Origin of the sequence: Lutimonas vermicola, assembly GCF_038433205.1 — a bacterium.
Classification (GTDB): domain Bacteria; phylum Bacteroidota; class Bacteroidia; order Flavobacteriales; family Flavobacteriaceae; genus Lutimonas; species Lutimonas vermicola.
Map to the genome: position 1 here is coordinate 465,103 of NZ_JBCDNA010000001.1, position 22,758 is coordinate 487,860.

The following is a 22,758-nucleotide window of genomic DNA, read 5'->3' on the forward strand; positions in this document are numbered from 1 at the left end:
ACTATATATTTTTAAATTTTATTATTAAAGCGCTTTCATGATATTTACCAATACCTGCACACTTTCTAAGGGCATGGCGTTATAGATACTTGCCCTGTAACCACCCACAGAGCGGTGTCCGTTTATACCACTGATTCCTGCAGCTTTCCAGGTGCTATCGAATTTTTCTTTTTTACTTTCATCCGTCAGGATAAAGGTGACATTCATATTGGATCGATCTTCTTTTTTTGCCACTCCTTGAAACAAAGGGTTTGTGTCAATCTCCTGGTACAAAATATTTGCTTTTTCTTCATTAATCTTTTCAATGGCTTCTATTCCTCCCAGAGATTTCAGCCATTCTAAAGTAAGCATGGATACATATACAGGAAACACAGCAGGCGTATTAAACATACTGTCTTTAGCTATGTGTACCTGATAATCAAGCATAGATGGAATCTTTCGTCCCGTTTTTCCAAGAATCTCGTCTTTGACTACGACCAGTGTCGTTCCGGCAGGACCCATATTCTTTTGAGCTCCGGCATAAATTAAGTCAAACTGACTAAAATCAAGTTTTCTTGAGAAAATATCCGAACTCATATCGCAAACCAATAAGGTATCAGTTTTTGGGAAGTTTTTTATTTGCGTTCCGAAAATAGTATTATTACTTGTGCAGTGTACATAGGCAAGATCTGAAGGAATAGCATAATTTTTTGGAATATAATTATAGTTAGCGTCTTTGGAGGATGCAATAACTTCAATGTCACCGAGTAACTTCGCTTCTTTAATGGCTTTTGAACTCCAGGTTCCGGTATCGAGATACCCGGCTTTTCCGCCTTCAGGCAATAAATTGTAAGGAACCATCAGGAACTCAAGGCTGGCGCCTCCCTGAAGGAACAAAGCAGAGTATCCCTTATCTTTTAGATCAAGTAATTCAAGAACAAGATCTTTGGCATGTTCCATTACAGCTACAAAATCGGCACTTCTATGAGATATTTCTATAAGAGAAAGATCAAGGTTATTGAAGTTGATCACTGCTTCAGATGCCTTTTTTAAGACTTCCTGCGGCAATATACAGGGGCCAGCACTAAAATTATGTTTTTTCATCAATTAATGATTTAAATGATTCGCTTAAAAATGCTGTTGCAAAATTGATAAAATTCTTTCAAATATGGGCTATGAAATTCTTAAAAATTTCACGACTTTATTATGTACAATTGAATATTTTGACGGTAAATAGTAAGCTTTTAAAAAATGTAGAGCCCTTCTTTATAAAAAATGACAAGTTGCTTGTTCAAGCCTTATTTTACTTTGGTTCGAATGTCATACAGGGGATGATCATTTCTTCCAAAGAAATACCTCCATGCTGATATGTATTCTTGTAATACTTTACATAATGGTTATAATTGTTTGGATATGCAAAGAAGTAATCTTCCTTGGCAAAGATAAATGAACTGCTTATGTTAAGGGAAGGCAGCATTATTTCTTTCGGGTCCTTTACTTCATATACCTCTTTTTCGTTGTAGCTTAAACTTTTACCGGTTTTATACCGAAGGTTGGAACTGATGTTTTTATCTCCGACAACTTTTGAAGGTTTAGAAGTGTTAATGGTTCCATGATCGGTTGTAATGATCAGTTTTAAACCCATTTTCTGGGCATTCTGAATAATTTCAAGCAAAGGAGAATTTTTGAACCAGCTCAAGGTAAGCGAACGGTAAGCTTTATCGTCGCTGGCAAGTTCCTTAATCATATCCATCTCAGTTCTGGAATGGGATAGCATATCGACAAAGTTATAGACGATAACCGTGAGATCATTGTTCTTTATCTTTGCCAAATTTGAGGCCAGTTCCTTTCCTTGATTTACTGCAGTAATCTTGAAATACTCGTGTTTAAGGTTTAATCCTAATCTTTTGATCTGTTCAGTAAGAAACTCATTTTCGAACATGTTTTTTCCTCCTTCATCTGTATCGTTCTTCCAATACTGAGGATATTTTTTTTCCATTTCCAATGGTGTCAGCCCTGAGAAAATAGCATTACGTGCATATTGAGTTGCTGAAGGAAGAATACTGTAAAATGACTTCTCTTCTACAGACTTGTAGTATTGATTAATAATGGGCTCCAGAACCCTTAACTGGTCGTATCTCAAATTATCAATTAAAACAAGAAGCGTGCCCGCATCTTTATCGATCTGCGGCACAATGACCTCTTTAAATAAGGTATGAGACAGTATGGGTCTGTCGTCACTATGAAACCAATCCCTGTAATTGTTTTTGATGAATTTAAAAAACTGAGAGTTGGCTTCTTCTTTTTGGCTTTCAAGTATCTCGGTCATGCCGATATCTGCAATTGATTCAAGCTCAATTTCCCAATGTACAAGCTTTTTATAGAGTTCAACCCAGTCCTGATAGGTATTGACCATAGCAAGATCAAGAGAGATTTTTCTGAATTCCTGCTGATAATTTGACGTCGTTTTTTCAGAAACCAACCTTGAATTATCAAGATTCTTTTTTAACGACAAAAGTATTTGATTTGGATTTACGGGTTTTATAAGATAATCTGCTATCTTTGAACCAATAGCTTCTTCCATAATATACTCTTCCTCACTTTTTGTGATCATGATGACGGGTAAATTTGGAAGTTTTTCTTTTATCCGGGCAAGGGTTTCCAAACCAGAAAGCCCGGGCATATTCTCATCCAGAAAGACAATATCAAATTGTTCCTCACTAACACTTTCTACGGCATCTGCACCATTGGTACAAGGGGTAACTTCATAATTCTTTTTTTCTAAAAATAACATATGGGGTTTAAGAAGTTGGATCTCATCATCAACCCAAAGAATTTTTCCTGAACTCATTCTAAATCTATTATCTGTGATTAATTAAATTAAACCTTTATTTTTGCGTTTAATATTGTATCGCAAGGAACGACAATTAATTCTGAAAAATACAAAAATCAACGTTAATATTTTGAAAAAACTGAAAATTTTTAATGATCCTATTTACGGTTTTATCACGGTGAGAAACCCATTAATTTATAAGATTATTGAACATCCTTATTTTCAGAGATTAAGAAGAATTTCCCAAATGGGATTGTCTTATCTGGTATATCCGGGTGCGCACCATACAAGGTTTCATCATGTTTTGGGGTGCACGTATTTGATGCAAATGGCCGTGGAAACACTGCGTCTTAAAAATGTTGAGATTAGTGACAAGGAAGAAGAGGCACTGAACCTGGCAATTTTGATGCATGACATTGGCCATGGACCCTTTTCACATGCGCTTGAACACAGTTTAATTACAGGTGTGGGGCACGAAAAAGTTTCATTGAGGTTTATGGAACTGCTCAACGAAGAATATAATGGAGCACTTGAACTGGCTATAAAAGTGTTTAAAGGTGAATACCATAGAAAGTTCATGAACCAATTGATTTCAGGTCAACTCGATATGGATCGCCTGGATTATCTTAAAAGAGACAGTTTTTACAGTGGGGTGGCAGAAGGAAATATTAATGTTGAAAGGCTGATCACCATGCTGCATGTGAGGAATGATGAATTGGTAGTGGAGTTCAAAGGAATATACTCTGTTGAAAAGTTTATTATGGCCAGGCGATTTATGTACTGGCAGGTTTATTTACACAAAACAGGAATCGTTGCTGAAAGAGTTTTGGTAAAGATTCTTAAAAGGGCAAGAGAGCTTTTAACTGAGGGGGACAAACTGGAATGCAGTGGTACTTTGAATGTATTTTTGGAACAAAAAATAAATGAAACTGCGTTTAACAAAGAAAAACTGATTACTTTCAGCCAACTGGATGATTATGATGTTATGTCAGCGCTCAAAGGTTGGGTCAGCCATCCTGACAAAATACTTTCCTATTTGAGTAATTCCATTGTGAACAGAAGGTTGCCCAAGATCGAAATGCGAAATGATCCTTTTGAACCCGGGTATGTTGAAAAAATACGCAGCAAAGTAAAAGATGCCCTGAACCTTGATCCGAAAGAATTAGATTATGTGGTCTATCACGGAACGGTTGAGAATAAGGCTTATGATCAGGAAAAAGAGCAGATCAAGATCATGTATAAGAATGGAGAACAAAAAGATATTATCAAGGCTTCCGACAGTTCGAGTATTGAGGCTTTGTCTATGACAGTAAGAAAGTATTACTTGTGCTATCCAAAGAAATTATTATAATACCGGAAGATTGCTAAATTTTAGTATTTTTGCAAGCATCAATTTGATTTTAAAAAATTAACGATTGAAATTTACAGCTAAACAGATCTCTGATATCCTAAATGGAGAAGTTCTTGGGAACCCTCAAGAAGTAGTTTCCAAGCTCTCGAAAATTGAAGAAGGAGTGAAGGGCTCACTGACTTTTTTATCGAATCCCAAATATAATTCCTGGCTTTATATTACAGACGCCTCTGTTGTTATTGTTGACCAAAATTTTATCCCTGAAAAAGAAGTTTCAAGTACCATGATCAAAGTTGAGGATCCTTATATGGCCTTTTCTACATTACTGGAATACTACAACAATATTCAACTGGATCGCTCAGGTATTGAAGATCCTGTTTTTATTCATGAAAAAGTTTCCCTTGGAACACAAATTTATATAGGAGCTTTTAGTTACCTCAGTGAAAATGCGAGTATTGGGAACCGTGTCAAGATCTATCCGAATGTGTTTATTGGCGATAATGTGATTATTGGTGATGATACGACAATATTTTCGGGAGCAAAGATCTATTCAGAAACCGAGATTGGAAATAATTGCACCATTCATTCAGGGAGTATCATAGGCAGTGACGGTTTTGGTTTTGCCCCTGATAAAAATGGAGGGTACAATAAAATTCCGCAGATTGGAAATGTGATCATTGAAGACAATGTGGATATCGGTTCTGGAACAACCATTGACAGGGCAACCCTTGGGTCGACGATTATCAGGTCCGGAGTAAAGCTCGACAATCAGATACATGTAGCCCATAACGTGGAAATCGGCAAGAACACCGTGATAGCTGCACAGACAGGAATAGCGGGGTCTACAAAAATAGGCAATGAGTGTATGATTGGCGGACAGGTAGGTATTGTGGGTCATATCAGTATTGGCAATAATGTTAGAATTCAGGCTCAATCAGGTATTGGAAAGTCAATTGGTGATAATGAGATCGTACAGGGAAGTCCGGCAATGATGTATACGGATTTCAACAAGTCCTATGTGCACTTTAGAAATTTACCCAAATTGTGCTCGAGATTAGATGAACTTGAAAAACAAATACGCAAAAAAAAAATTGAAGAATAAGTATGAACCAGAAGACAATTGAAAAAGAGGTTTCTTTGCAGGGAATCGGTTTACATACGGGGAATGATGTGTCTTTAACCTTTAAGCCGTCCGGTGTAAATACCGGATTTACCTTTGTAAGAACTGACCTTGAAGGACAACCCGCTATAGAAGCACTCGCATGCTATGTGACGGATACCCAAAGAGGTACCAATATTGAAAAAAATGGGGTTGTGATCAATACTTCAGAACATGTTCTGGCTGCAGTTGTTGGATTGGATATTGATAATATTATTATTGAAATAAATGCTCCGGAACCGCCAATTATGGATGGATCTTCAAAATATTTTGTCGAGGTTTTAGAAAAGGCAGGTATTGTTGAGCAGGATGCAGAGAGATATGTCTATGAAGTAAAAGACATTATTTCTTATAAAGATGAGGAATCGGGAAGTGAGATTATGATCATGCCGTCTGATAAGTATGAGGTCACAACCATGGTTGATTTTGGAACCAAGATTCTTGGTACGCAAAATGCAACGCTGGAAAAACTAAGTGACTTCAAAAAGGAGATCGCCGATGCAAGAACCTTTAGCTTTCTTCATGAAATAGAGATGCTCTTGGATAACAACCTGATCAAAGGAGGCGATCTGAACAATGCCATTGTTTATGTGGATAAGCCTTTGTCTGAAAAGACAATGAAAAAATTAAGCAAGGCATTTAAAAAAGATTCGGTTAAGGTCAAACCCAATGGAATTCTTGACAACCTGAACCTTCACTGGGCAAATGAGGCAGCAAGGCATAAGCTTTTAGATGTTATTGGTGATTTGGCTTTGATAGGGACTAAAATCCAGGGAAAAGTTATTGCCACCAAACCGGGCCACAAGATCAATACGCATTTTGCAAGAAAAATGATGAAATTGATCAAAATTGAAAAAAGAAATAAAGTTCCGCAATACGATCTGAGTAAACCGCCTTTGATGGATATCCATAAGATCATGAAGCTCTTGCCTCACAGGCCCCCGTTTTTGCTTATTGACCGTATTATTGAGTTGTCTGATCAGCATGTGGTAGGAATGAAAAATGTCACCATGAATGAATCGTTCTTTATAGGACATTTCCCGGATGCCCCCGTCATGCCCGGGGTGCTTCAGGTAGAGGCCATGGCTCAATGTGGGGGTATTCTAGTTTTAAGTACCGTGCCTGATCCTGAAAATTACCTTACCTATTTCATGAAAATGAACAATGTAAAATTCAAGCAAAAAGTGCTGCCCGGTGATACGCTTATCTTTAAAGCTGAACTCATGGCGCCCATAAGAAGGGGTATTTGTCATATGCAGGCCTATGGATACGCAAATAACAAGTTGGTTGTCGAAGCTGAATTAATGGCTCAGATAGCAAGGAATCCCGAAAAACAATAATAGCTTAATCAAAAATCATGAATCAACCATTAGCATATATTCATCCCGGGGCAAAAATTGCAACAAATGTGGTAATAGAACCTTTCTCTACCATTCATAATAACGTAACAATTGGATCAGGAACCTGGATTGGCTCTAATGTGACAATCATGGAAGGGGCGAGAATTGGCAAGAACTGCAGAATTTTCCCGGGAGCCGTAATTTCGGCGATTCCCCAGGATCTAAAGTACGAAGGTGAAGATTCACTTACCACGATAGGAGATAATGTAACCATTAGGGAATGTGCTACCATCAATCGCGGTACCAAGGCTTACGGAAAAACAGAAATTGGCGATAATTGTTTGATTATGGCCACTGCGCACGTAGCACATGACTGTATTATTCATGAAAATGTAATCATCGTAAACGGAGTGACACTTGCAGGACATGTTGAGATTGGAGAATATGCCATCATTGGTGGATTGGCGGGTATACATCAATTCATTCATATTGGCAAACACGCTATGATCTCAGGAGGATCATTGGTACGAAAGGACGTTCCTCCTTTTGTAAAGGCTGCCAAGGAGCCTTTATCTTATGTAGGCATCAATTCAATTGGATTGAGAAGACGTGGATTTAGTTCAGAAAAAATCAATGAGATTCAAAATATTTACCGTATACTTTTCCAGCAAAATAATAATACAACACAGGCCGCACGTATTCTTGAAGCGGAGTTAAACGCCAGTCCCGAGCGAGATGAAGTACTTACCTTTATCAATAATTCTCAACGGGGTATCATGAAAGGGTATTCAAGCAACTATTAAGAAATTTAAACATGGCAAGCACATCAGATATCAAAAAAGGCCTTTGTATCGTCTTTAATAATGATACATATAAAGTAATTGAATTTTTACATGTAAAGCCAGGGAAAGGACCCGCTTTTGTAAGAACAAAACTCAGGAGTTTAACCACTGGAAAAATATTGGACAACACTTTTTCGGCAGGGCATAAGCTCGAGGAGGTAAGGGTTGAGACACGTAAATATCAATACCTTTATCCTGAAGGTGATACCTATCACTTTATGAATACCGATGATTACAATCAAATTACGCTCCAAAGAGAGGCTTTGGACACACCTGAATTGCTTAAGGAAGGCGAGATTGTAACCATTATTATCAGAACCTCCGATGAATTCCCTCTGGCTGTTGAAATGCCTTCGCATGTATACCTGGAAGTTACACATACAGAGCCGGGCGTCAAGGGAAATACAGCAACGAATGCGACTAAACCAGCAACAATAGAAACCGGTGCCAAGGTCAATGTTCCTTTGTTTATCAATGAAGGGGATAAGATCAAGATCGATACAGAGAAAGGAACCTATGTAGAAAGAGTGAAAGAGTAATTTTTATGAAATTTTCACGCACCCACAGTTTAGAGGAAATTGCAGAAATTATAGGGGTACCTTTTGTTGGGGACGCTGATTTTCCGGTCGAAGGGCTGAATGAAATTCATGTTGTTAAACCCGGAGATATCGTTTTTGTCGACCACCCTAAATATTACGGTAAAGCCCTCGAATCAGCTGCAACGATCATCCTTATCAACAAAGAAGTTGAGTGCCCTGACGGAAAAGCACTGCTTATTTCCAAGGATCCGTTTTCTGATTTTAACAAACTCTCGCGACATTTCAGACCATTTGAAAGAGCGTCATCAGGTATTTCAGCGTCAGCCACTATAGGAAAAACCACTGTAGTACAACCAAATGTTTTTATCGGCAATCATGTTACCATAGGAGAACATTGTGTGATTCATCCGAATGTGACAATTTATGATCATTGTGTCATTGGAAATCACGTCATCATTCATGCCGGAACTGTTTTAGGATCGGATGCTTTTTATTTTCAAAAAAGGCCCAGGGGTTTTGATAAATTGGAATCAGTAGGGCGGGTTGTCATTGAAGACCACGTGGAAATCGGAGCCGCCTGTACAATAGATAAAGGGGTAACTGCTGATACTACCATCGGATGGGGAACAAAGATTGATAACCAGGTTCAAATAGCCCATGATACACTAATTGGCAAGAAATGCCTTATCGCCTCCCAAGTGGGGATTGCCGGTTGTAATATTATTGAAGACGAAGTAACTATCTGGGGACAGGTTGGTATAAAAAGCGGTTTGACCATTGGTAAAGGCGTTGAAATATATGCTCAATCAGGTGTTGGGATGGACCTTGCACCCGGAAAAGCTTATTTTGGCACGCCAGCTGTTGAAGCAAGAGATAAATTCAGGGAAATGTCTCTGATACGATCCTTGCCGAAATTACTGGAAAAAATAAAAAAATAGAACGGTTTATCGTTCCATTACTATACTTTTGTATCTCACAGTTTGATACAGGCTTAACATATTAAAATTCATAAAAAATAGACCAATGAGTGTTTTAGTTAATAAAGATTCGAAAATTATTGTTCAGGGTTTTACCGGTAGTGAAGGTACTTTTCATGCAGGACAAATGATTGAATATGGCAGTAATGTTGTAGGAGGTGTAACTCCAGGAAAAGGAGGCCAGTTGCATTTGGACAAACCGGTATTCAATACAGTTGCTGATGCGGTTAAAGAAGTAGGTGCAGATACTTCAATTATATTTGTACCACCGGCCTTTGCTGCAGATGCCATTATGGAAGCAGCTGAAGGAGGAATTAAAGTTATTATCTGTATCACTGAAGGAATTCCAACAGCAGATATGGTCAAAGTAAAAGCCTATATAGAGCATAAAGACTGCAGACTGATCGGGCCAAACTGCCCCGGGGTAATTACTCCCGGAGAAGCGAAAGTGGGTATCATGCCAGGTTTTGTGTTTAAGAAAGGAAAAGTAGGAATTGTTTCCAAATCAGGTACCTTGACCTATGAAGCTGCCGATCAGGTGGTAAGAAGAGGCTTGGGCATTACAACTGCCATTGGCATCGGTGGAGATCCAATCATTGGTACCACTACAAAGGAAGCCGTTCAATTGCTCATGAACGATCCTGAAACTGAGGCTATTGTGATGATAGGAGAAATCGGAGGCCAACTTGAGGCCGATGCAGCCCGATGGATCAAGGCTGACGGAAACAGGAAACCTGTGGTAGGTTTTATTGCCGGACAAACCGCCCCTGCCGGGAGGACCATGGGCCATGCCGGAGCGATAGTAGGAGGAAAGGATGATACGGCGCAGGCTAAAATGAAAATACTTGCGGAGAATGGGATTCACGTTGTTGAATCTCCCGCAGAAATCGGCCAGACGGTGCTAGACGTGCTTTCCTAAACGATTTCAACAAATCAATAACCTGTCTTTAAAGACAGGTTTTTTTTTAGATTTTATTACAATGTTAAATAATTCTTAATTCATGTAACCAGCTCTGTATTTACTCAAACAATTAATATTTTTGATAGTTACTTACCTTAAAATCACACCATGAAAACAGTTAAAAACCGCATCTTTTTATCCGCTTTAAGCGTTTTATTTCTTGTCGGTTGCCAAAAGGAATCCAAGCAGGAATCGTATGTTGCTGAAAGTCATCAGGACAAAAATGGTTATACTTACGAATCTGTAACCAATGACCCGACAGGATTGAGATTGTATACACTTGACAATGGTTTAAAAGTGTATTTAAGTCAAAACAACGATGCACCCACCATTCAAACCTATGTTGCCGTTAGGGCAGGCTCAAGTTATGATCCAAAGGAGAGTACGGGTTTGGCACATTATTTAGAACATATGCTCTTTAAGGGGACAGATAAATATGCCACAAATAACTGGGAAGCTGAAGAAGGATATATCTCCCAGATCTCAGATCTTTATGAGCAACACAGGGCCGAAGAAGATCCGGATCTTAAAGAGGGGATTTACCGTAAAATAGACAGTGTCTCCTATATAGCATCGGGGTATGCCATTGCCAATGAATATGAGAAAATGGTATCGTCGCTTGGTGCAACAGGAACAAATGCACATACCTCAAATGAGGAAACTGTGTATCATAATAAGATTCCTGCCAATGAACTGGACAAGTTTCTAGAGCTTGAAAGTGAAAAATTCAGGAAATTGGTATTACGCTTATTTCATACCGAATTAGAAGCAGTATATGAAGAATTCAACAGAGGTTTGGATAATGACCCTGCAAAAACATTTTATGCTTTAATGGATGGTTTGTATCCGACTCACCCTTATGGTCAGCAAACAACAATTGGGACTTCGAATCACTTGAAGAATCCTTCCATGCTGCATATCCAGAACTATTTTAATAAGTATTATGTACCGAGTAATATGGCTTTGGTCTTGGTAGGTGATCTGGACTATGAAGAAACTATAAAAAAAGTTGATGGAACTTTCGGGAAACTTGAAGGAAAAGAGGTGGAGCACCCTGTATTACCAAAAGAAGAGCCGGCAACCGAAATTGTAGTAAGAGAGGTTTATGGTCCGACAAGTGAAAATATTTCATTTGGATGGAGAACAAAGGGTTTGCTCAGTGAGGACGCAAAATATATCGCATTAATTGAAAGGATCTTAAGTAACAACAGTGCTGGCCTTATAGACTTGAATTTGAATCAAAAAAAATTAATCCAATCTTGTTTGACATGGACCTATATGCTGAATGACTACGGATTAATAGCATTTGATGCCTGGCCAAAGGAAGGACAAACCCTGGATGAATTAAAGGACCTTATCATAGAACAGGTCAACATCATCAAAAAAGGTGAATTTGAAGATTGGATGTTAGAAGCTGTGATCAATGATCTAAAATTAAGTAAAATCAAGGAATATGAAAATCCAACGGCTTTGGCTGCTTCTTATTACAGTGCTTTTATTCACAGAAAGAACTGGGATGATCAGGTTAGGTTTCTCGATGACTTGTCGGCGATATCAAAGGACGAATTGGTCGCTTATGCCAATGAACTATTTAAAGACAATTATACCATCGTCTATAAAAGAGAGGGAGTTGATGAGAATATTGCAAAAGTCAAAAACCCCAATATTACTCCGATTCAAATAAATAGAGAAGAGCAATCTGAATTTTTACAAAATTTTATTGCCAAGGAATCCGAGGAATTAAAGCCGGTCTTTGTTGATTTTAAAGAGGCAATAAAAAGAGAAAATCTTGATAGTGGTATTGAAATTACTCATATTAAAAATAAAAATAACGACCTTTTTAATTTGAATATAATTTTTGACATGGGTAAAGACAATGACAAAAAATTAACCCTGGCTGTCGGATATTTGGAATCTCTCGGTACTGATAAGTACACTGCTGAAGCCTTGGCCAAGGAATTTTTCAAATTAGGTATAAGGTATAGTGTAAATACAGGCAGTGACCGATCTTATGTTTCTTTATCAGGACTGGAAGAGAATTTGGATAAAGGCCTTTTGCTACTAGAACATCTCATGTCAAATGCAGTTGTGGATCAGGAGGCATATGATAAATATGTTTCGAGTATCCTGAAGGCACGCTCTGATGGAAAGACAGAGAAAGACAATATTCTATGGAACGGTTTAGGCAGTTATGCACAATACGGTGAAAATTCCAGGCTGAGAAATATATTTACTGTTGACCAACTGACAACTATGGATCCTTCTGAATTGGTAGGTATCATCAAGGATCTGAACAATTATAAGCACAGGGTGTTTTACTACGGTAAACACCTGGATAAAGCAAAATCTGCACTCAACGAGCATCATAAGGTTCCAAATGAGTTGAAAGAATACCCGCCCGCTATAGAATATGAGCAGTTGGCTACCGGAAAGAATGTATATTTCGTAGACTTTGACATGGTGCAGTCCGAAATGCTGTTTATAGCCAGGGGGGATGAATTTGATCCTAAGAAAATGGCCATGTCAAATGTCTTTAACAGCTATTTTGGAACAGGAATGTCCTCTATCATTTGGCAGGAAATCAGGGAGTCCAAATCGCTGGCGTATGCCGCTCAGGCCAGTTATCAAACGGCCAGTGAAAAGGGAAAACACGATCTGATCTGGACCTATATCGGAACCCAGGCCAATAAAATTCCGGAAGCAGTCGATGCCATGCTGGAATTAATGAACGATATGCCTGAAGCAGAAGCTCAGTTTGAGGCAGCCAAAGAGGCCGCTTTAAAGAAAATTTCGGCGCAACGTATCACCAAATCCAATATTTTCTGGACCTATGAGAGCCTGCTAAAGCGCGGTATAGACTATGATATTAGGGAGGATATGTATCAACAAATTCAGCAAATGGGGATGAAAGACGTAAGTTCTTTTTTTGACAGCAATGTCAAGGGCATTGATTATTCAGTATCAGTCATTGGAAATAAAAAAGACCTTGATCTGGAAGCATTGAAAAAACTTGGAAAAGTTCATGAAATGGATGTGGATTATTTATTCAATTATAAAGAAACAGCAGTTAAGCAGTAAATTTATCTGTACCTGTTTAGAACTCCCGGGGTTTTAAATCCTGGGAGGTTTTTTTATTTTTAAGCAGAAAGCCATAAATCACATTTCCCAATTCGAATTTATTATCTTTGAATTCATAAAAACAAAAATTTTAACAAAATGAAGTTACTCGAAAATAGAACAGCTTTGATTACAGGTGCATCACGTGGTATCGGTAATGGTATTGCCATTGAATTTGCAAAGCAGGGTGCTAATGTAGCATTTACATTCAATGCCTCTGTTGAAGCTGCAAAAGCTCTTGAAAGGGAGTTGGAGACCTATGGCGTAAAAGCAAAAGGATACCAGTCAAATGCTGCTGATTTTGATGCTGCTCAGGAATTGGTCAAGGAAGTGCTCAACGATTTCGGAAGTTTGGAAATATTGATCAATAATGCAGGAATTACAAAGGATAATTTGCTGATGAGAATCTCTGAGGAGGACTTCGACAAGGTCATAGAAGTCAATTTAAAATCGGTGTTTAACCTTACAAAGGCAGTGATTCGCCCCATGATGAAACAAAGGCAAGGATCAATTATCAACATGAGCTCCGTAGTTGGTGTCAAAGGGAATGCCGGTCAGTCAAATTATGCAGCCTCGAAGGCAGGTATTCTTGGTTTTACCAAATCTGTAGCCTTGGAACTTGGTTCCAGAAATATCCGCTGTAACGCTATTGCGCCGGGCTTTATAGAAACCGAGATGACCGCAAAACTTGATCCGAATACTGTAGATGAATGGCGAAAGGCCATTCCTTTGAAGCGTGGTGGTTCCCCTGAAGACGTGGCGAATGCCTGTGTCTTTCTGGCTTCTGATATGTCGGCATATATTACCGGACAAACCATTAATGTGGATGGAGGAATGCTAACCTAGGCAATTTTTACATGATATAAAGAAGAAAGCAAGCCTCCCAAAGGGTTTGCTTTTTTTATCCCCCAGTCCCTAAATTATAAAGTATATTTACATATATTTTTTTGTGAAATAAATCGAGAACCTTTCTTATAAATGAATACATCTGGTTTGTTATTAAGTCTTATGGCCGTGGTATTTTCGGTAATCTTGGTATATTATCAATATTATTACCGACAAAAACCTACAAAAGATTCAAAGGCCTTTTCATTTTTAAGGCTGATCAGTGTTCTTGGTATTTTAATGCTGTTGATTAATCCAAAGTTTGAATCAAAACGTATTGAGCTTCAAAAGCCGCAATTGTTTTTGACTGTGGATAATTCAGCTTCCATCAGTCATTCGGGCTTTAGCAAAATTTCAAGAAGTGTAAGACAGCTTTTTTTAGAAGATAAGGAACTCAATAAACGATTTGACCTTAGTAATTTTAGTTTTGGGGCAACTATTTCAACCGATACCCTGTTACAATTTGATCGTGATCATTCGAATCTGTTTAAAGCGATTCAAGATATCAATTCGCTGAGTGATGACCGATTATCGGCAATAGTACTGCTTTCGGATGGCAATCAGACCTATGGAAGCAATTATGCGTATATGTCATCTAAAAATCCGATTTTCCCGGTAGTGATTGGAGACACTACTGCACGGGCTGATATAGGGATCAGCAGGATTAATGTTAATGCATATGCGACTTTGGAGAATAATTTTCCCGTTGAATTGTTTTTGAATTCCAATGTTAACCAAGACGTAAAATCATCATTGATTATAGAAAGAAATGGTGTTGAACTGTATAGGAGCAACGTAAATTTTACTGAGAAAAAAAAATCAATTAAGTTATCACTGTACTTGGCAGCTGATACTGTTGGAATGCAGTTGTTCAAAGCTCGTTTGATTCCTTTTGACGGAGAAAGGGAGTTAACAAACAACAGCAGGAGCTTTGGTGTTGAAATTCTCGATGAACAGGCAGAAATCGCTATTGTTTACAAGGTCTTGCATCCTGACCTGGGAATGATAAAGCGAAGCATAGAGACTAATAAACAACGCCGCGCTGTACTGCTGCAACCTCGCGAATTGGATTCAGTCTCGAAGGATTACTCACTTTATGTTTTATACCAGCCCGATAAAAGTTTTAAAGGTTTGATTGAACAGCTTGAGCTGAAACAAAGCAATTTGTTTATTATCACTGGAAGCCAAACAGATTGGGACTTTTTAAACGATGCCCATATCGGGTTTTATAAAGAAATGACTGCAGTGACCGAGAATCTTTTTCCGGCTTTCGAAAATGATTTCAATGCTTTTTATATTGAAGATATCGGATTTGAATTTTTTCCTCCTTTAAAAGGGCAGCTGGGCAGGATAAGTTTTAATCAGAACCCCGGGTTCCTCCTTACCCAGAAAATTGATAACATCGCAACTAACAGCCCCTTGTTAGCTGCGTATAGGCATAATGAAGCGAAAGGTGTTGTGTTGTTCGGTGAAAATATTTGGAAATGGCGAATCCATTGTTTTTCAGCAGACGGATCTTTTGAGAAGTTTGACCAGTTTTTTAACAGCCTTATTCAGTTTTTGCAGTTATCAAACAGGGAGCAAGACCTGGATCTTTTTTATAAACCGGTTTATCACGAAAAGGAACCCATCAGGATTCAGGCAAAGAAGTATGACAGCAATCTTAAAATAGCGTTGAATTCAACATTAGTATTTGAACTTAATGACAGTTTGAAAGGTGTTCCGTTTTACGTAGAAAACGACGCTTATGAAGTTCAATTGAAAAACTTAAAAGACGGCGTTTATACCTTTAAAGTCAAAGATCTCGATTCGGATATTGAAAAGGGTGGCTCTTTTGAGGTTGTTCCTTTTTCAATAGAACAAGAATCTGAGGAGCCAAATGTCGAGGATTTGAGTTTGCTTGCATTAAATTCAGGGGGAAAATTGTATTACCAGGACCAGTTTGATGCCCTTAAATCGGAATTGCTTGAAAACCCGAGATTCAGGACAATAGAAAAGGTGCGTACAAATTTGATTTCTTTGATTGATTGGAGGTGGCTTTTAGGGCTAATTGTCCTATCTTTGAGCTTGGAATGGTTGCTCCGTAAATACAGGGGTATGATCTGAGAACACATTCCTTATAATTAGTTTAATATAAATTTTTAAAAATGGCACAACAACCGCAATTTCAATTCCCAAAAGGGATATTGCCCATAGTTTTTATCGGAATCATTTTATTGATTTTTATTTCAAAGTCTACTGTAACACTAGATGCCGGTGAGGCCGGTGTTTTATGGAAGAGATTTGGAGGAGGAGTAGTTACTGATCAACCGCCTTTAGGGGAAGGTTTTCACTTGGTGGCTCCTTGGAACACTGTAATCGTATATGAAACAAGACAACAGGAATTAACTGAAAAAATGAAAGTTCTTTCATCTAATGGATTAGACATTCAATTAGAAGCAACAGCCTGGTACCAGCCTATTACTGCAGAATTGGGTTTTCTTCATCAAACGAAAGGAACAAATTATTTAGACAGAGTTTTAAAACCTGCAATGCGTTCAGCGACAAGAAGCGTGGTAGGCAGGTATACGCCTGAACAGATTTATTCTTCAAAAAGAGATGCGATTCAGGAAGAGATCTTTATTGAAACACAGAAGATTGTTGAAGATCAGTATATTCAGCTTAATGATGTTTTGGTAAGAGACGTGACCCTTCCTGGTGCGATTAAAGACGCTATTGAAAGAAAGCTTGGTCAGGAGCAGGAATCTTTGGAATATGAATTCAGATTGCAAAAAGCAAGAAAAGAAGCTGAAAAGCAACGTATTGAGGCTCAAGGAAAGGCTGATGCGAACAGAATTCTAAGTGCCTCCCTTAACGACTGGATCCTGAAAGACAAAGGAATCGAAGCAACACTTCAACTTTCCGAATCACCCAATACGAAAGTAATTGTTGTAGGTGGAGGGGGAGACGGACTTCCGTTGATCCTGGGAAATAATTAAGATAGTTGAGATAGAATACTATTGAAAAGGCCGGTTTTTTTGCCGGTCTTTTTTAATTGGTATCGTTAATGCGAATAATATCTTTTTTGACCTGACCTTTTTGCAGGGCTCTGTAATTTTCATAACATTCGATAACAGCCTCAATAATTTGAAGGTCACTGGCCTTATCGATAAATCTACTTGAATAATTGCATTCAGACAGCAGGTCGTTTAATTCTTTCCGGCTCATATCGAGATAGTCCATCATAATTTCGCGACTGTATTTCTGTTCCATCATATCACGCATCTGATCTCCTTCCTTTAATTTTCTAAGCCGGGCCATTTCCTTTGGTTTCTTACCAAATTTGTTATACCAGAAATCAACTGGATTAAAAATCGCTCCCAATCCTGAATTGTAATTTCTATTATAAGAATTTCCTCTTTCATAGGCCTGAGGTAAACCATTAATGTGGATACGACTATAGGAATCCTGAGGTACATTTTTGGCATCAACGACCAAAACACCTATAAGTTTATGAGATTTAACGGTGACCTCTTCAATATTCACAACCTTTTCATGAATGGCAATTTCAAGTTCGTTGCCCTTTAAAAGGTCATTTGTGATCTTTAATTTTATCGATTGAAAGCCTATATAGGAGATAAAAATTGTATCATTTGCAGTTGCCGGAATTTCAAACTGACCATTTGAATTGGTGATCGTACCTTCAACCGAATTCAGGTTAACGACATGAGCACTTTGTAAAGGTTCCTTATCGGTAATACTTATGATGCGGCCTTTAAGAGAATGTACATTTTCATCGATGTCTGAAATGATCGGCGTATCCCTGCTCACAGTATCTCTCTGCTTCACAGTAATTTCCTGAGAATTTACGGCATAGCCCAAAAAGATTAGAAAAAACGTACATACAATTTTTTGCATGGGCAATGATACTAAATATTGAGTTATTTTATTATAAAATAATGTGAAAAATAGGATGTTTCGAAATGTATGGCTGGCTTAGCCAATCTATGAGCTTTGATTGAACCCGTCCGGATAAAAGATCATAAAATAAACAGGTTTACGAAATTTGATGAAATCAACAGGATGGGATCATAACTTAAAACTAACGATACCGCAATCCAATTCGATAACCTGCCCTGATATCCGTTTACTTTTTTCCGAAATTAGGAATTCAGCCATTTCTGCCACATCATCGGGCTGCAAATAGGATTTCATAGGATGTCTTTCGCGCATTTTCTCTTTCATGGTATCATTTCTCAACAATTTATCGGCAAGACCTGTGTCCGTAATGGTAGGAGCAATAGCATTAAAGCGAATCACGGGTGCCAATTCAGCTCCCAGGGATCGGATTAAAGCTTCAACGCCCGCTTTTGAAACGGCAATACTGGAGTGAAAGGGCATCCCCATTTTAACAGCAACAGAACTAAACATCAATACCGAAGGATCAACTCCGGATTTTAAGGTTTTTAAATAATGTTGAATCACACGGACTGCCCCAAGGACATTGATGTCAAAATCATTTTTAAAATCAGATTCTGATAACCTCCCGATAGGTTTCAGATTGATACTGCCCGGGCAGTAAATTAAGGCATCCAACGCTTCAAGATCAGGAAGTTCATCTACGAGAACATCACAAGAATAGTGTTCAACACTATCCGGGAGATCAGTCGGTTTAGTCCTACTGATATTTATGATCCTATGGGATGAATGCATCTTGCTCATGACGGCTCTCCCAATTCCTTTACTACCTCCAACAATAAGAACTTTTTTCATAATCTTCCTAATAAGTTAATAGACCTCATTATATGAGTACTAATTTATATTTAATCAATTGTTAATGAAATTTTGTAATTCCACAATCTTTTCATGTGTATTAAATACACCTCCATAATATGCCGTTACGGTAGTGGAAGTATCATCTTTAATTCCTCTTGAAGAAACACATAGGTGTTTTGCGTCGATGATCACGGCAACATCTTCGGTTTTCAGTACTTTTTGCAGTTCCCTGGCAATTTGGTTGGTCAACCTTTCCTGTACCTGGGGCCGTTTTGCAAAGTATTGCACAACCCTGTTCAATTTTGAAAGCCCTATTACTTTACCCGAAGAGATATAGGCAATATGCGCCTTTCCTATAATGGGCACAAAATGATGCTCACAATTTGAATAGAATGAAATATTCTTTTCAACCAGCATTTGTTCATATTGATATTTATTTTCAAAAAGCGCAATCTCTGGTTTGTTTTTTGGGTCAAGGCCAGAGAAGATTTCTTCAATATACATTTTAGCAACCCTTTCAGGGGTTCCTTTTAAAGAATCGTCATTTAAATCTAAGCCCAGTGTATCCATGATTTCAGTGAAGTGAAAGGCAATTCTCTCTCTTTTTTCTTCGTCACTGATTAGAAAAGCAGTGGATTTCATAGGTGTATCCATACCCGTAAGCATATGGTTATCTCCTATATCATCATGGTTTAATATCACGTTATTTGTTTTGATGCCATTGATAAGTACATTTTCATTTGTTTTCATAAGGATCTTTTTTTAATGCTGTCTTTGAGCAAAGCATTGCGGTATATTAAGTTTTTGATAAATTGAATTCTTTGTTTATTGAATTTTCTTTTCTGGGTCGTTGATAAGGTAATCTTGCTTTTAATTTCGGCGTTGTATAGCCGTCCAAACCGTTAATCGCACAAATATTTCCTTGCGAAAGATCAATAAATCCATCTTCTCCCAGAAGTTCATTTTTTACATACATCCCAATGATTTCACCAATAATCATAATGGTATCGTTGATCTTAAAATGATGCTCTTCTCTGAACTCCATATGCAACTGGACAGGAGCTCCTTTGACAAAAGGGGCAGGACAGGCATGATCATATACCTCTTCGAGGTTTGTCATGGAGAATTCTGAAACTGAGCTATCGTATTTAGCGGAGCAATGATGTGCATCTTCAATGATTGGTTCATGTACATGATTGATTGTGTAACTCCCTGTGGCTTTTATGTTTTCATAAGTATTACGCGGAACGGTAGTCGGCCTCATTACAAAACCCAAAAGAGGGGGATTAGAACCTAAATGGATGACAGAACTAAAAACAGCTACATTGCTAACACCATTTTTGCCTTTGGTCGCAATGAGATTAGCCGATTTAAAACCTGAGCTCGAATTTACAAGATTGATACGGTACAAGTTTTCAAGACTTGCTATATATCCTTTGTCAAAATATTTCATTTGAGTGACTTAAAATTATTGATATTCACCTGTTTGGCTTTGAGATCAAACATAAGATTATAGAGTCCAAAGAAGGTGCGATTCATATAGATAAAGTGCTTGGATCCCCTGTTGCCATTCATTTTTCGCAGCTCGGTGTTTTTGCTGTATTTCTCGCTTAAACTGCTGATTTTTTTAAAGAAATTACCATTGGAAAAGTCAAACACCTCTTGTTGAAACGGCTCAGTAAATACGCTTAAAAGTTCATGAAACATTTCGGTAAAAAAAAGGACCTCCTCCTTAGAATCTTGAGGGAGAAGAATTTCTAATTCGTATAACTTTTCTTTAAATAAAACAGGATTCGATAGATTCTCGGTTGTGGCCAGTTCAAAATACGGTTTGTAAAAACTGTCAGGAATAATTTTGATACAACCAAAGTCGAGCGCTATTAATTGGCTTTTGTCAGAAACAAGAAAATTACCGGGATGCGGGTCTGCATGTACTTTTTTCAAGATATGAATTTGATACATGTAAAAATCCCAAAGTGCCTGGCCCAATTTGTTAAGATCTTCCTGTTGATTCTCGTGTACTACATATTCTGACAAATGTTCTCCCTTCATCCAGTCCATGGTAAGTATCTTTTCAGAAGAGAACTCCGGGTAATAGTTGGGAAACAACAAATTTGGAATATGCCTGCAGGCGGCTACCATCTCTAAAGATTGCTGGATTTCCAAATGGTAGTTGGTTTCCTCCATCAACTTATTCTCTACCTCCTTAAAGTATTTATCGGAGTCTTTTCCCCTGATGTTAAACATTTTTATAGCTATCGGTTTCACCAGAGCAAGATCTGATCCTATACTGTTTGCTACACCCGGATACTGAATTTTTACAGCCAGTTCTTTATCATTTTTAAAAGCCTTGTGAACCTGGCCTATGCTGGCCGCATTGACCGATTGAGCATCAAAGTGGTCAAAAACTTCCTGGGGTGACTTCCCAAAATATTTCTTAAAGGTTCTAAGCACAAGAGCAGGGGATAAGGGGGGTACCGAAAATTGGGAAAGAGAAAATTTTTCGACATAAGCCTGGGGCATAATGCTCTTTTCCATACTCAGCATTTGGGCAACTTTAAGGGCACTTCCCTTGAGTTTTTTCAGTCCGTCATATATATCTTCAGCATTGTCCTCATTTAACTTAGCTCTGGCTTTCACTTCGTTTGTCGTAAGTTTACTGCCGTAATATTTGAGATAATTTACACCGACTTTGGCTCCTGTTTGAACTAAATTTGATGCTCTTTCGACCTTTGATACTGGAATTCTGTCTATACTATTCATTAGTTCATATTTATTTTTTCATGAAATAGGAATTTTCCGAGATCAAGAATACTTTTAAGGGGTTTCACATTGAGAAGGTCAAATCCTGTATTAATTGATTTTTCAATAAAAATATCGGTCTTTTCCAAGGAAGCCGAATCGTCATCCATCCAAAACTTAAGGCATAAAATGAATTGTGCCCAGAGACTTTCTTCCAAAGATTTGTCGATAAATTTTTCAATCCGTGCTTCTTTCAAGTCTAGCTTTTCAATTTCCAGACTCTTTATGAATTTGTTATAGCCCGGTTTAACAGATGAAATTGTTTTGAGAAATCGAGAACTGTTTTTGTCTCTTTCCAAGATACTTAATACAAAACTCCTGTTTGCGGTAAGAATTTCAAAAAATGTATAATAAAAACTCAGTAATTTGTTTCTTCCGTCAAAGTTTAAATAATCTTCGCTTTTCTCTAATAATTCAATGGTCTGGTCAAAAAAGGATTCGAATATCGATTTTTCAACTGCTTTGAGACTTCCAAAAAACTCGTAGAAATGTGTTTCATCAAAATTGTAGAGTTTTGAAAGTTTGTAGACCGATTTTGGAGCCTCACCATTTTCAAGATAATAATCCATATAAAATGAGTAAATATCTTTTTTGCTAATTTTTTTCTTGCGTGCCATGGTTTAAATTTTTTGTAAATATACATATTGTTTAACTATTTAATACAAAAGTTAAACAAAAATATTTGTTAAAATATTTGTTGGGTCAAAATTTAAGCCCGAGAAAGTGATATTATTTTTTGCTTCATAGCCAAATGCGCAACAGAATTGGCTCTTTTTATCAGTTCCTAAAAGGCTGGCGTTCTCAAATCTTTGTACGCTATTTGTATAGGGTTAAATAGCTTTTTACTTTTGCCTTAGCAAGGTTAGCCTGAGGAAATATATCAATTTAATAATGCATGAAACAAAAAGACGACGTTTAAAACATTTTCTCCAGTAGTATTTATCACAAAGTAAGATTGAGGTTCACTGTAAATGAACGAAGTTGGTTTTATTCGCACATGCACCTGAATAGGCCGCTATGCAAAATGGTCATTTTGGCAGGATAATAATTAAAGCTGTTGACAAGAAAGAAATAAAACCATTTCTTCTGGAAGGTGTTCTTTCCAAAATAATGATTGGTTTAGTCTTGTAACAAGGTGTTTTTTGGGGTTCCATCTATCCTTTAATTCATTGAAAAAAAAAATAAAACCTAAATTGATTTTCATTTGCATAAAAACAC

19 protein-coding genes are annotated in these 22,758 nt (G+C 37.7%); 11 read left to right on the forward strand and 8 right to left on the reverse strand.

Annotated elements, in window-relative coordinates; genetic code table 11:
* Nucleotides 1-24 precede the first annotated feature (24 nt).
* Together serC and porX are read right to left on the reverse strand one after the other, a co-directional pair.
* A complete protein-coding gene (serC, locus tag AABB81_RS02140) occupies nt 25-1,083 on the reverse strand; it encodes a 3-phosphoserine/phosphohydroxythreonine transaminase (RefSeq protein ID WP_342158281.1) in 1,059 nt (352 codons plus the stop codon).
* Nucleotides 1,084-1,282: 199 nt separating this feature from the next.
* Nucleotides 1,283-2,830, reverse strand: coding sequence for a T9SS response regulator signal transducer PorX (gene porX / locus AABB81_RS02145; protein ID WP_342158282.1), 1,548 nt, complete (start codon nt 2,828-2,830; stop codon nt 1,283-1,285).
* A 112-nt stretch (nt 2,831-2,942) separates the two neighbouring features.
* Here porX and AABB81_RS02150 point away from each other — a divergent pair, with 112 nt between their 5' ends.
* The 11 genes from AABB81_RS02150 (at nt 2,943) to AABB81_RS02200 (ending at nt 16,961) form a co-directional block, all read left to right on the forward strand.
* Nucleotides 2,943-4,163, forward strand: a complete 1,221-nt coding sequence (locus AABB81_RS02150) for an HD domain-containing protein (RefSeq protein ID WP_342158283.1) — start codon at nt 2,943-2,945, stop codon at nt 4,161-4,163.
* A gap of 64 nt (nt 4,164-4,227) precedes the next feature.
* Nucleotides 4,228-5,265, forward strand: coding sequence for a UDP-3-O-(3-hydroxymyristoyl)glucosamine N-acyltransferase (lpxD, locus tag AABB81_RS02155; protein WP_342158286.1), 1,038 nt, complete (start codon nt 4,228-4,230; stop codon nt 5,263-5,265).
* Nucleotides 5,262-6,662, forward strand: a complete 1,401-nt coding sequence (locus AABB81_RS02160) for a bifunctional UDP-3-O-[3-hydroxymyristoyl] N-acetylglucosamine deacetylase/3-hydroxyacyl-ACP dehydratase (protein WP_342159631.1) — start codon at nt 5,262-5,264, stop codon at nt 6,660-6,662. The genes lpxD and AABB81_RS02160 overlap by 4 nt, the downstream gene beginning before the upstream one ends.
* A gap of 17 nt (nt 6,663-6,679) precedes the next feature.
* Complete coding sequence (lpxA, locus tag AABB81_RS02165; RefSeq protein WP_342158288.1) at nt 6,680-7,465, forward strand: acyl-ACP--UDP-N-acetylglucosamine O-acyltransferase; 786 nt, start codon at nt 6,680-6,682, stop codon at nt 7,463-7,465.
* A gap of 11 nt (nt 7,466-7,476) precedes the next feature.
* Nucleotides 7,477-8,043, forward strand: coding sequence for an elongation factor P (efp, locus tag AABB81_RS02170; RefSeq protein WP_342158289.1), 567 nt, complete (start codon nt 7,477-7,479; stop codon nt 8,041-8,043).
* Nucleotides 8,044-8,048: 5 nt separating this feature from the next.
* Nucleotides 8,049-8,981: a UDP-3-O-(3-hydroxymyristoyl)glucosamine N-acyltransferase gene (locus AABB81_RS02175; RefSeq protein WP_342158290.1), complete on the forward strand. Its 933-nt coding sequence runs from the start codon at nt 8,049-8,051 to the stop codon at nt 8,979-8,981.
* Nucleotides 8,982-9,066: 85 nt separating this feature from the next.
* Nucleotides 9,067-9,939 (forward strand): succinate--CoA ligase subunit alpha, encoded by an 873-nt coding sequence (gene sucD / locus AABB81_RS02180; protein ID WP_342158291.1) that lies wholly within the window; start codon nt 9,067-9,069, stop codon nt 9,937-9,939.
* A 150-nt stretch (nt 9,940-10,089) separates the two neighbouring features.
* A complete protein-coding gene (locus AABB81_RS02185; protein ID WP_342158292.1) occupies nt 10,090-13,059 on the forward strand; it encodes a M16 family metallopeptidase in 2,970 nt (989 codons plus the stop codon).
* Nucleotides 13,060-13,197: 138 nt separating this feature from the next.
* On the forward strand, nt 13,198-13,944 hold the full coding sequence (gene fabG / locus AABB81_RS02190; protein ID WP_342158293.1) for a 3-oxoacyl-[acyl-carrier-protein] reductase: 747 nt from the start codon (nt 13,198-13,200) through the stop codon (nt 13,942-13,944).
* A 132-nt stretch (nt 13,945-14,076) separates the two neighbouring features.
* A complete protein-coding gene (locus tag AABB81_RS02195; RefSeq protein ID WP_342158295.1) occupies nt 14,077-16,089 on the forward strand; it encodes a hypothetical protein in 2,013 nt (670 codons plus the stop codon).
* 41 nt (nt 16,090-16,130) lie between these two features.
* The gene (locus AABB81_RS02200) at nt 16,131-16,961 is read left to right on the forward strand and encodes a prohibitin family protein (RefSeq protein ID WP_342158296.1); all 831 of its coding nucleotides are present in this window, start codon (nt 16,131-16,133) and stop codon (nt 16,959-16,961) included.
* A gap of 52 nt (nt 16,962-17,013) precedes the next feature.
* Here AABB81_RS02200 and AABB81_RS02205 read toward each other — a convergent pair whose 3' ends face one another.
* From AABB81_RS02205 to AABB81_RS02230, 6 genes are all read right to left on the reverse strand, one after another.
* Nucleotides 17,014-17,880: a carboxypeptidase-like regulatory domain-containing protein gene (locus tag AABB81_RS02205; protein ID WP_342158297.1), complete on the reverse strand. Its 867-nt coding sequence runs from the start codon at nt 17,878-17,880 to the stop codon at nt 17,014-17,016.
* A 171-nt stretch (nt 17,881-18,051) separates the two neighbouring features.
* On the reverse strand, nt 18,052-18,735 hold the full coding sequence (locus tag AABB81_RS02210) for an SDR family NAD(P)-dependent oxidoreductase (RefSeq protein WP_342158298.1): 684 nt from the start codon (nt 18,733-18,735) through the stop codon (nt 18,052-18,054).
* 54 nt (nt 18,736-18,789) lie between these two features.
* Nucleotides 18,790-19,488 carry a GTP cyclohydrolase I FolE gene (gene folE, locus AABB81_RS02215; protein WP_342158300.1) on the reverse strand — a complete coding sequence of 233 codons (699 nt, stop codon included), beginning with the start codon at nt 19,486-19,488 and terminating at the stop codon, nt 18,790-18,792.
* A gap of 46 nt (nt 19,489-19,534) precedes the next feature.
* Complete coding sequence (locus tag AABB81_RS02220; RefSeq protein WP_342158301.1) at nt 19,535-20,191, reverse strand: flavin reductase family protein; 657 nt, start codon at nt 20,189-20,191, stop codon at nt 19,535-19,537.
* Nucleotides 20,188-21,501: an ABC1 kinase family protein gene (locus tag AABB81_RS02225; protein ID WP_342158303.1), complete on the reverse strand. Its 1,314-nt coding sequence runs from the start codon at nt 21,499-21,501 to the stop codon at nt 20,188-20,190. The genes AABB81_RS02220 and AABB81_RS02225 overlap by 4 nt, the downstream gene beginning before the upstream one ends.
* Nucleotides 21,501-22,157 (reverse strand): TetR family transcriptional regulator C-terminal domain-containing protein, encoded by a 657-nt coding sequence (locus tag AABB81_RS02230; protein ID WP_342158305.1) that lies wholly within the window; start codon nt 22,155-22,157, stop codon nt 21,501-21,503. The genes AABB81_RS02225 and AABB81_RS02230 overlap by 1 nt, the downstream gene beginning before the upstream one ends.
* Between the last annotated feature and the right edge of the window lie 601 nt (nt 22,158-22,758).

What these genes read in the sequence shown, in the direction of transcription:
- serC (WP_342158281.1), bottom strand. Translation starts at nt 1,083, where the DNA reads ATGAAAAAACATAATTTTAGTGCTGGCCCCTGTATATTGCCGCAGGAA.
- porX (WP_342158282.1), bottom strand. Translation starts at nt 2,830, where the DNA reads ATGAGTTCAGGAAAAATTCTTTGGGTTGATGATGAGATCCAACTTCTT.
- lpxA (WP_342158288.1), top strand. Translation starts at nt 6,680, where the DNA reads ATGAATCAACCATTAGCATATATTCATCCCGGGGCAAAAATTGCAACA.
- efp (WP_342158289.1), top strand. Translation starts at nt 7,477, where the DNA reads ATGGCAAGCACATCAGATATCAAAAAAGGCCTTTGTATCGTCTTTAAT.
- AABB81_RS02175 (WP_342158290.1), top strand. Translation starts at nt 8,049, where the DNA reads ATGAAATTTTCACGCACCCACAGTTTAGAGGAAATTGCAGAAATTATA.
- sucD (WP_342158291.1), top strand. Translation starts at nt 9,067, where the DNA reads ATGAGTGTTTTAGTTAATAAAGATTCGAAAATTATTGTTCAGGGTTTT.
- AABB81_RS02185 (WP_342158292.1), top strand. Translation starts at nt 10,090, where the DNA reads ATGAAAACAGTTAAAAACCGCATCTTTTTATCCGCTTTAAGCGTTTTA.
- fabG (WP_342158293.1), top strand. Translation starts at nt 13,198, where the DNA reads ATGAAGTTACTCGAAAATAGAACAGCTTTGATTACAGGTGCATCACGT.
- AABB81_RS02195 (WP_342158295.1), top strand. Translation starts at nt 14,077, where the DNA reads ATGAATACATCTGGTTTGTTATTAAGTCTTATGGCCGTGGTATTTTCG.
- AABB81_RS02200 (WP_342158296.1), top strand. Translation starts at nt 16,131, where the DNA reads ATGGCACAACAACCGCAATTTCAATTCCCAAAAGGGATATTGCCCATA.
- AABB81_RS02205 (WP_342158297.1), bottom strand. Translation starts at nt 17,880, where the DNA reads ATGCAAAAAATTGTATGTACGTTTTTTCTAATCTTTTTGGGCTATGCC.
- AABB81_RS02210 (WP_342158298.1), bottom strand. Translation starts at nt 18,735, where the DNA reads ATGAAAAAAGTTCTTATTGTTGGAGGTAGTAAAGGAATTGGGAGAGCC.
- folE (WP_342158300.1), bottom strand. Translation starts at nt 19,488, where the DNA reads ATGAAAACAAATGAAAATGTACTTATCAATGGCATCAAAACAAATAAC.
- AABB81_RS02220 (WP_342158301.1), bottom strand. Translation starts at nt 20,191, where the DNA reads ATGAAATATTTTGACAAAGGATATATAGCAAGTCTTGAAAACTTGTAC.
- AABB81_RS02225 (WP_342158303.1), bottom strand. Translation starts at nt 21,501, where the DNA reads ATGAATAGTATAGACAGAATTCCAGTATCAAAGGTCGAAAGAGCATCA.
- AABB81_RS02230 (WP_342158305.1), bottom strand. Translation starts at nt 22,157, where the DNA reads ATGGCACGCAAGAAAAAAATTAGCAAAAAAGATATTTACTCATTTTAT.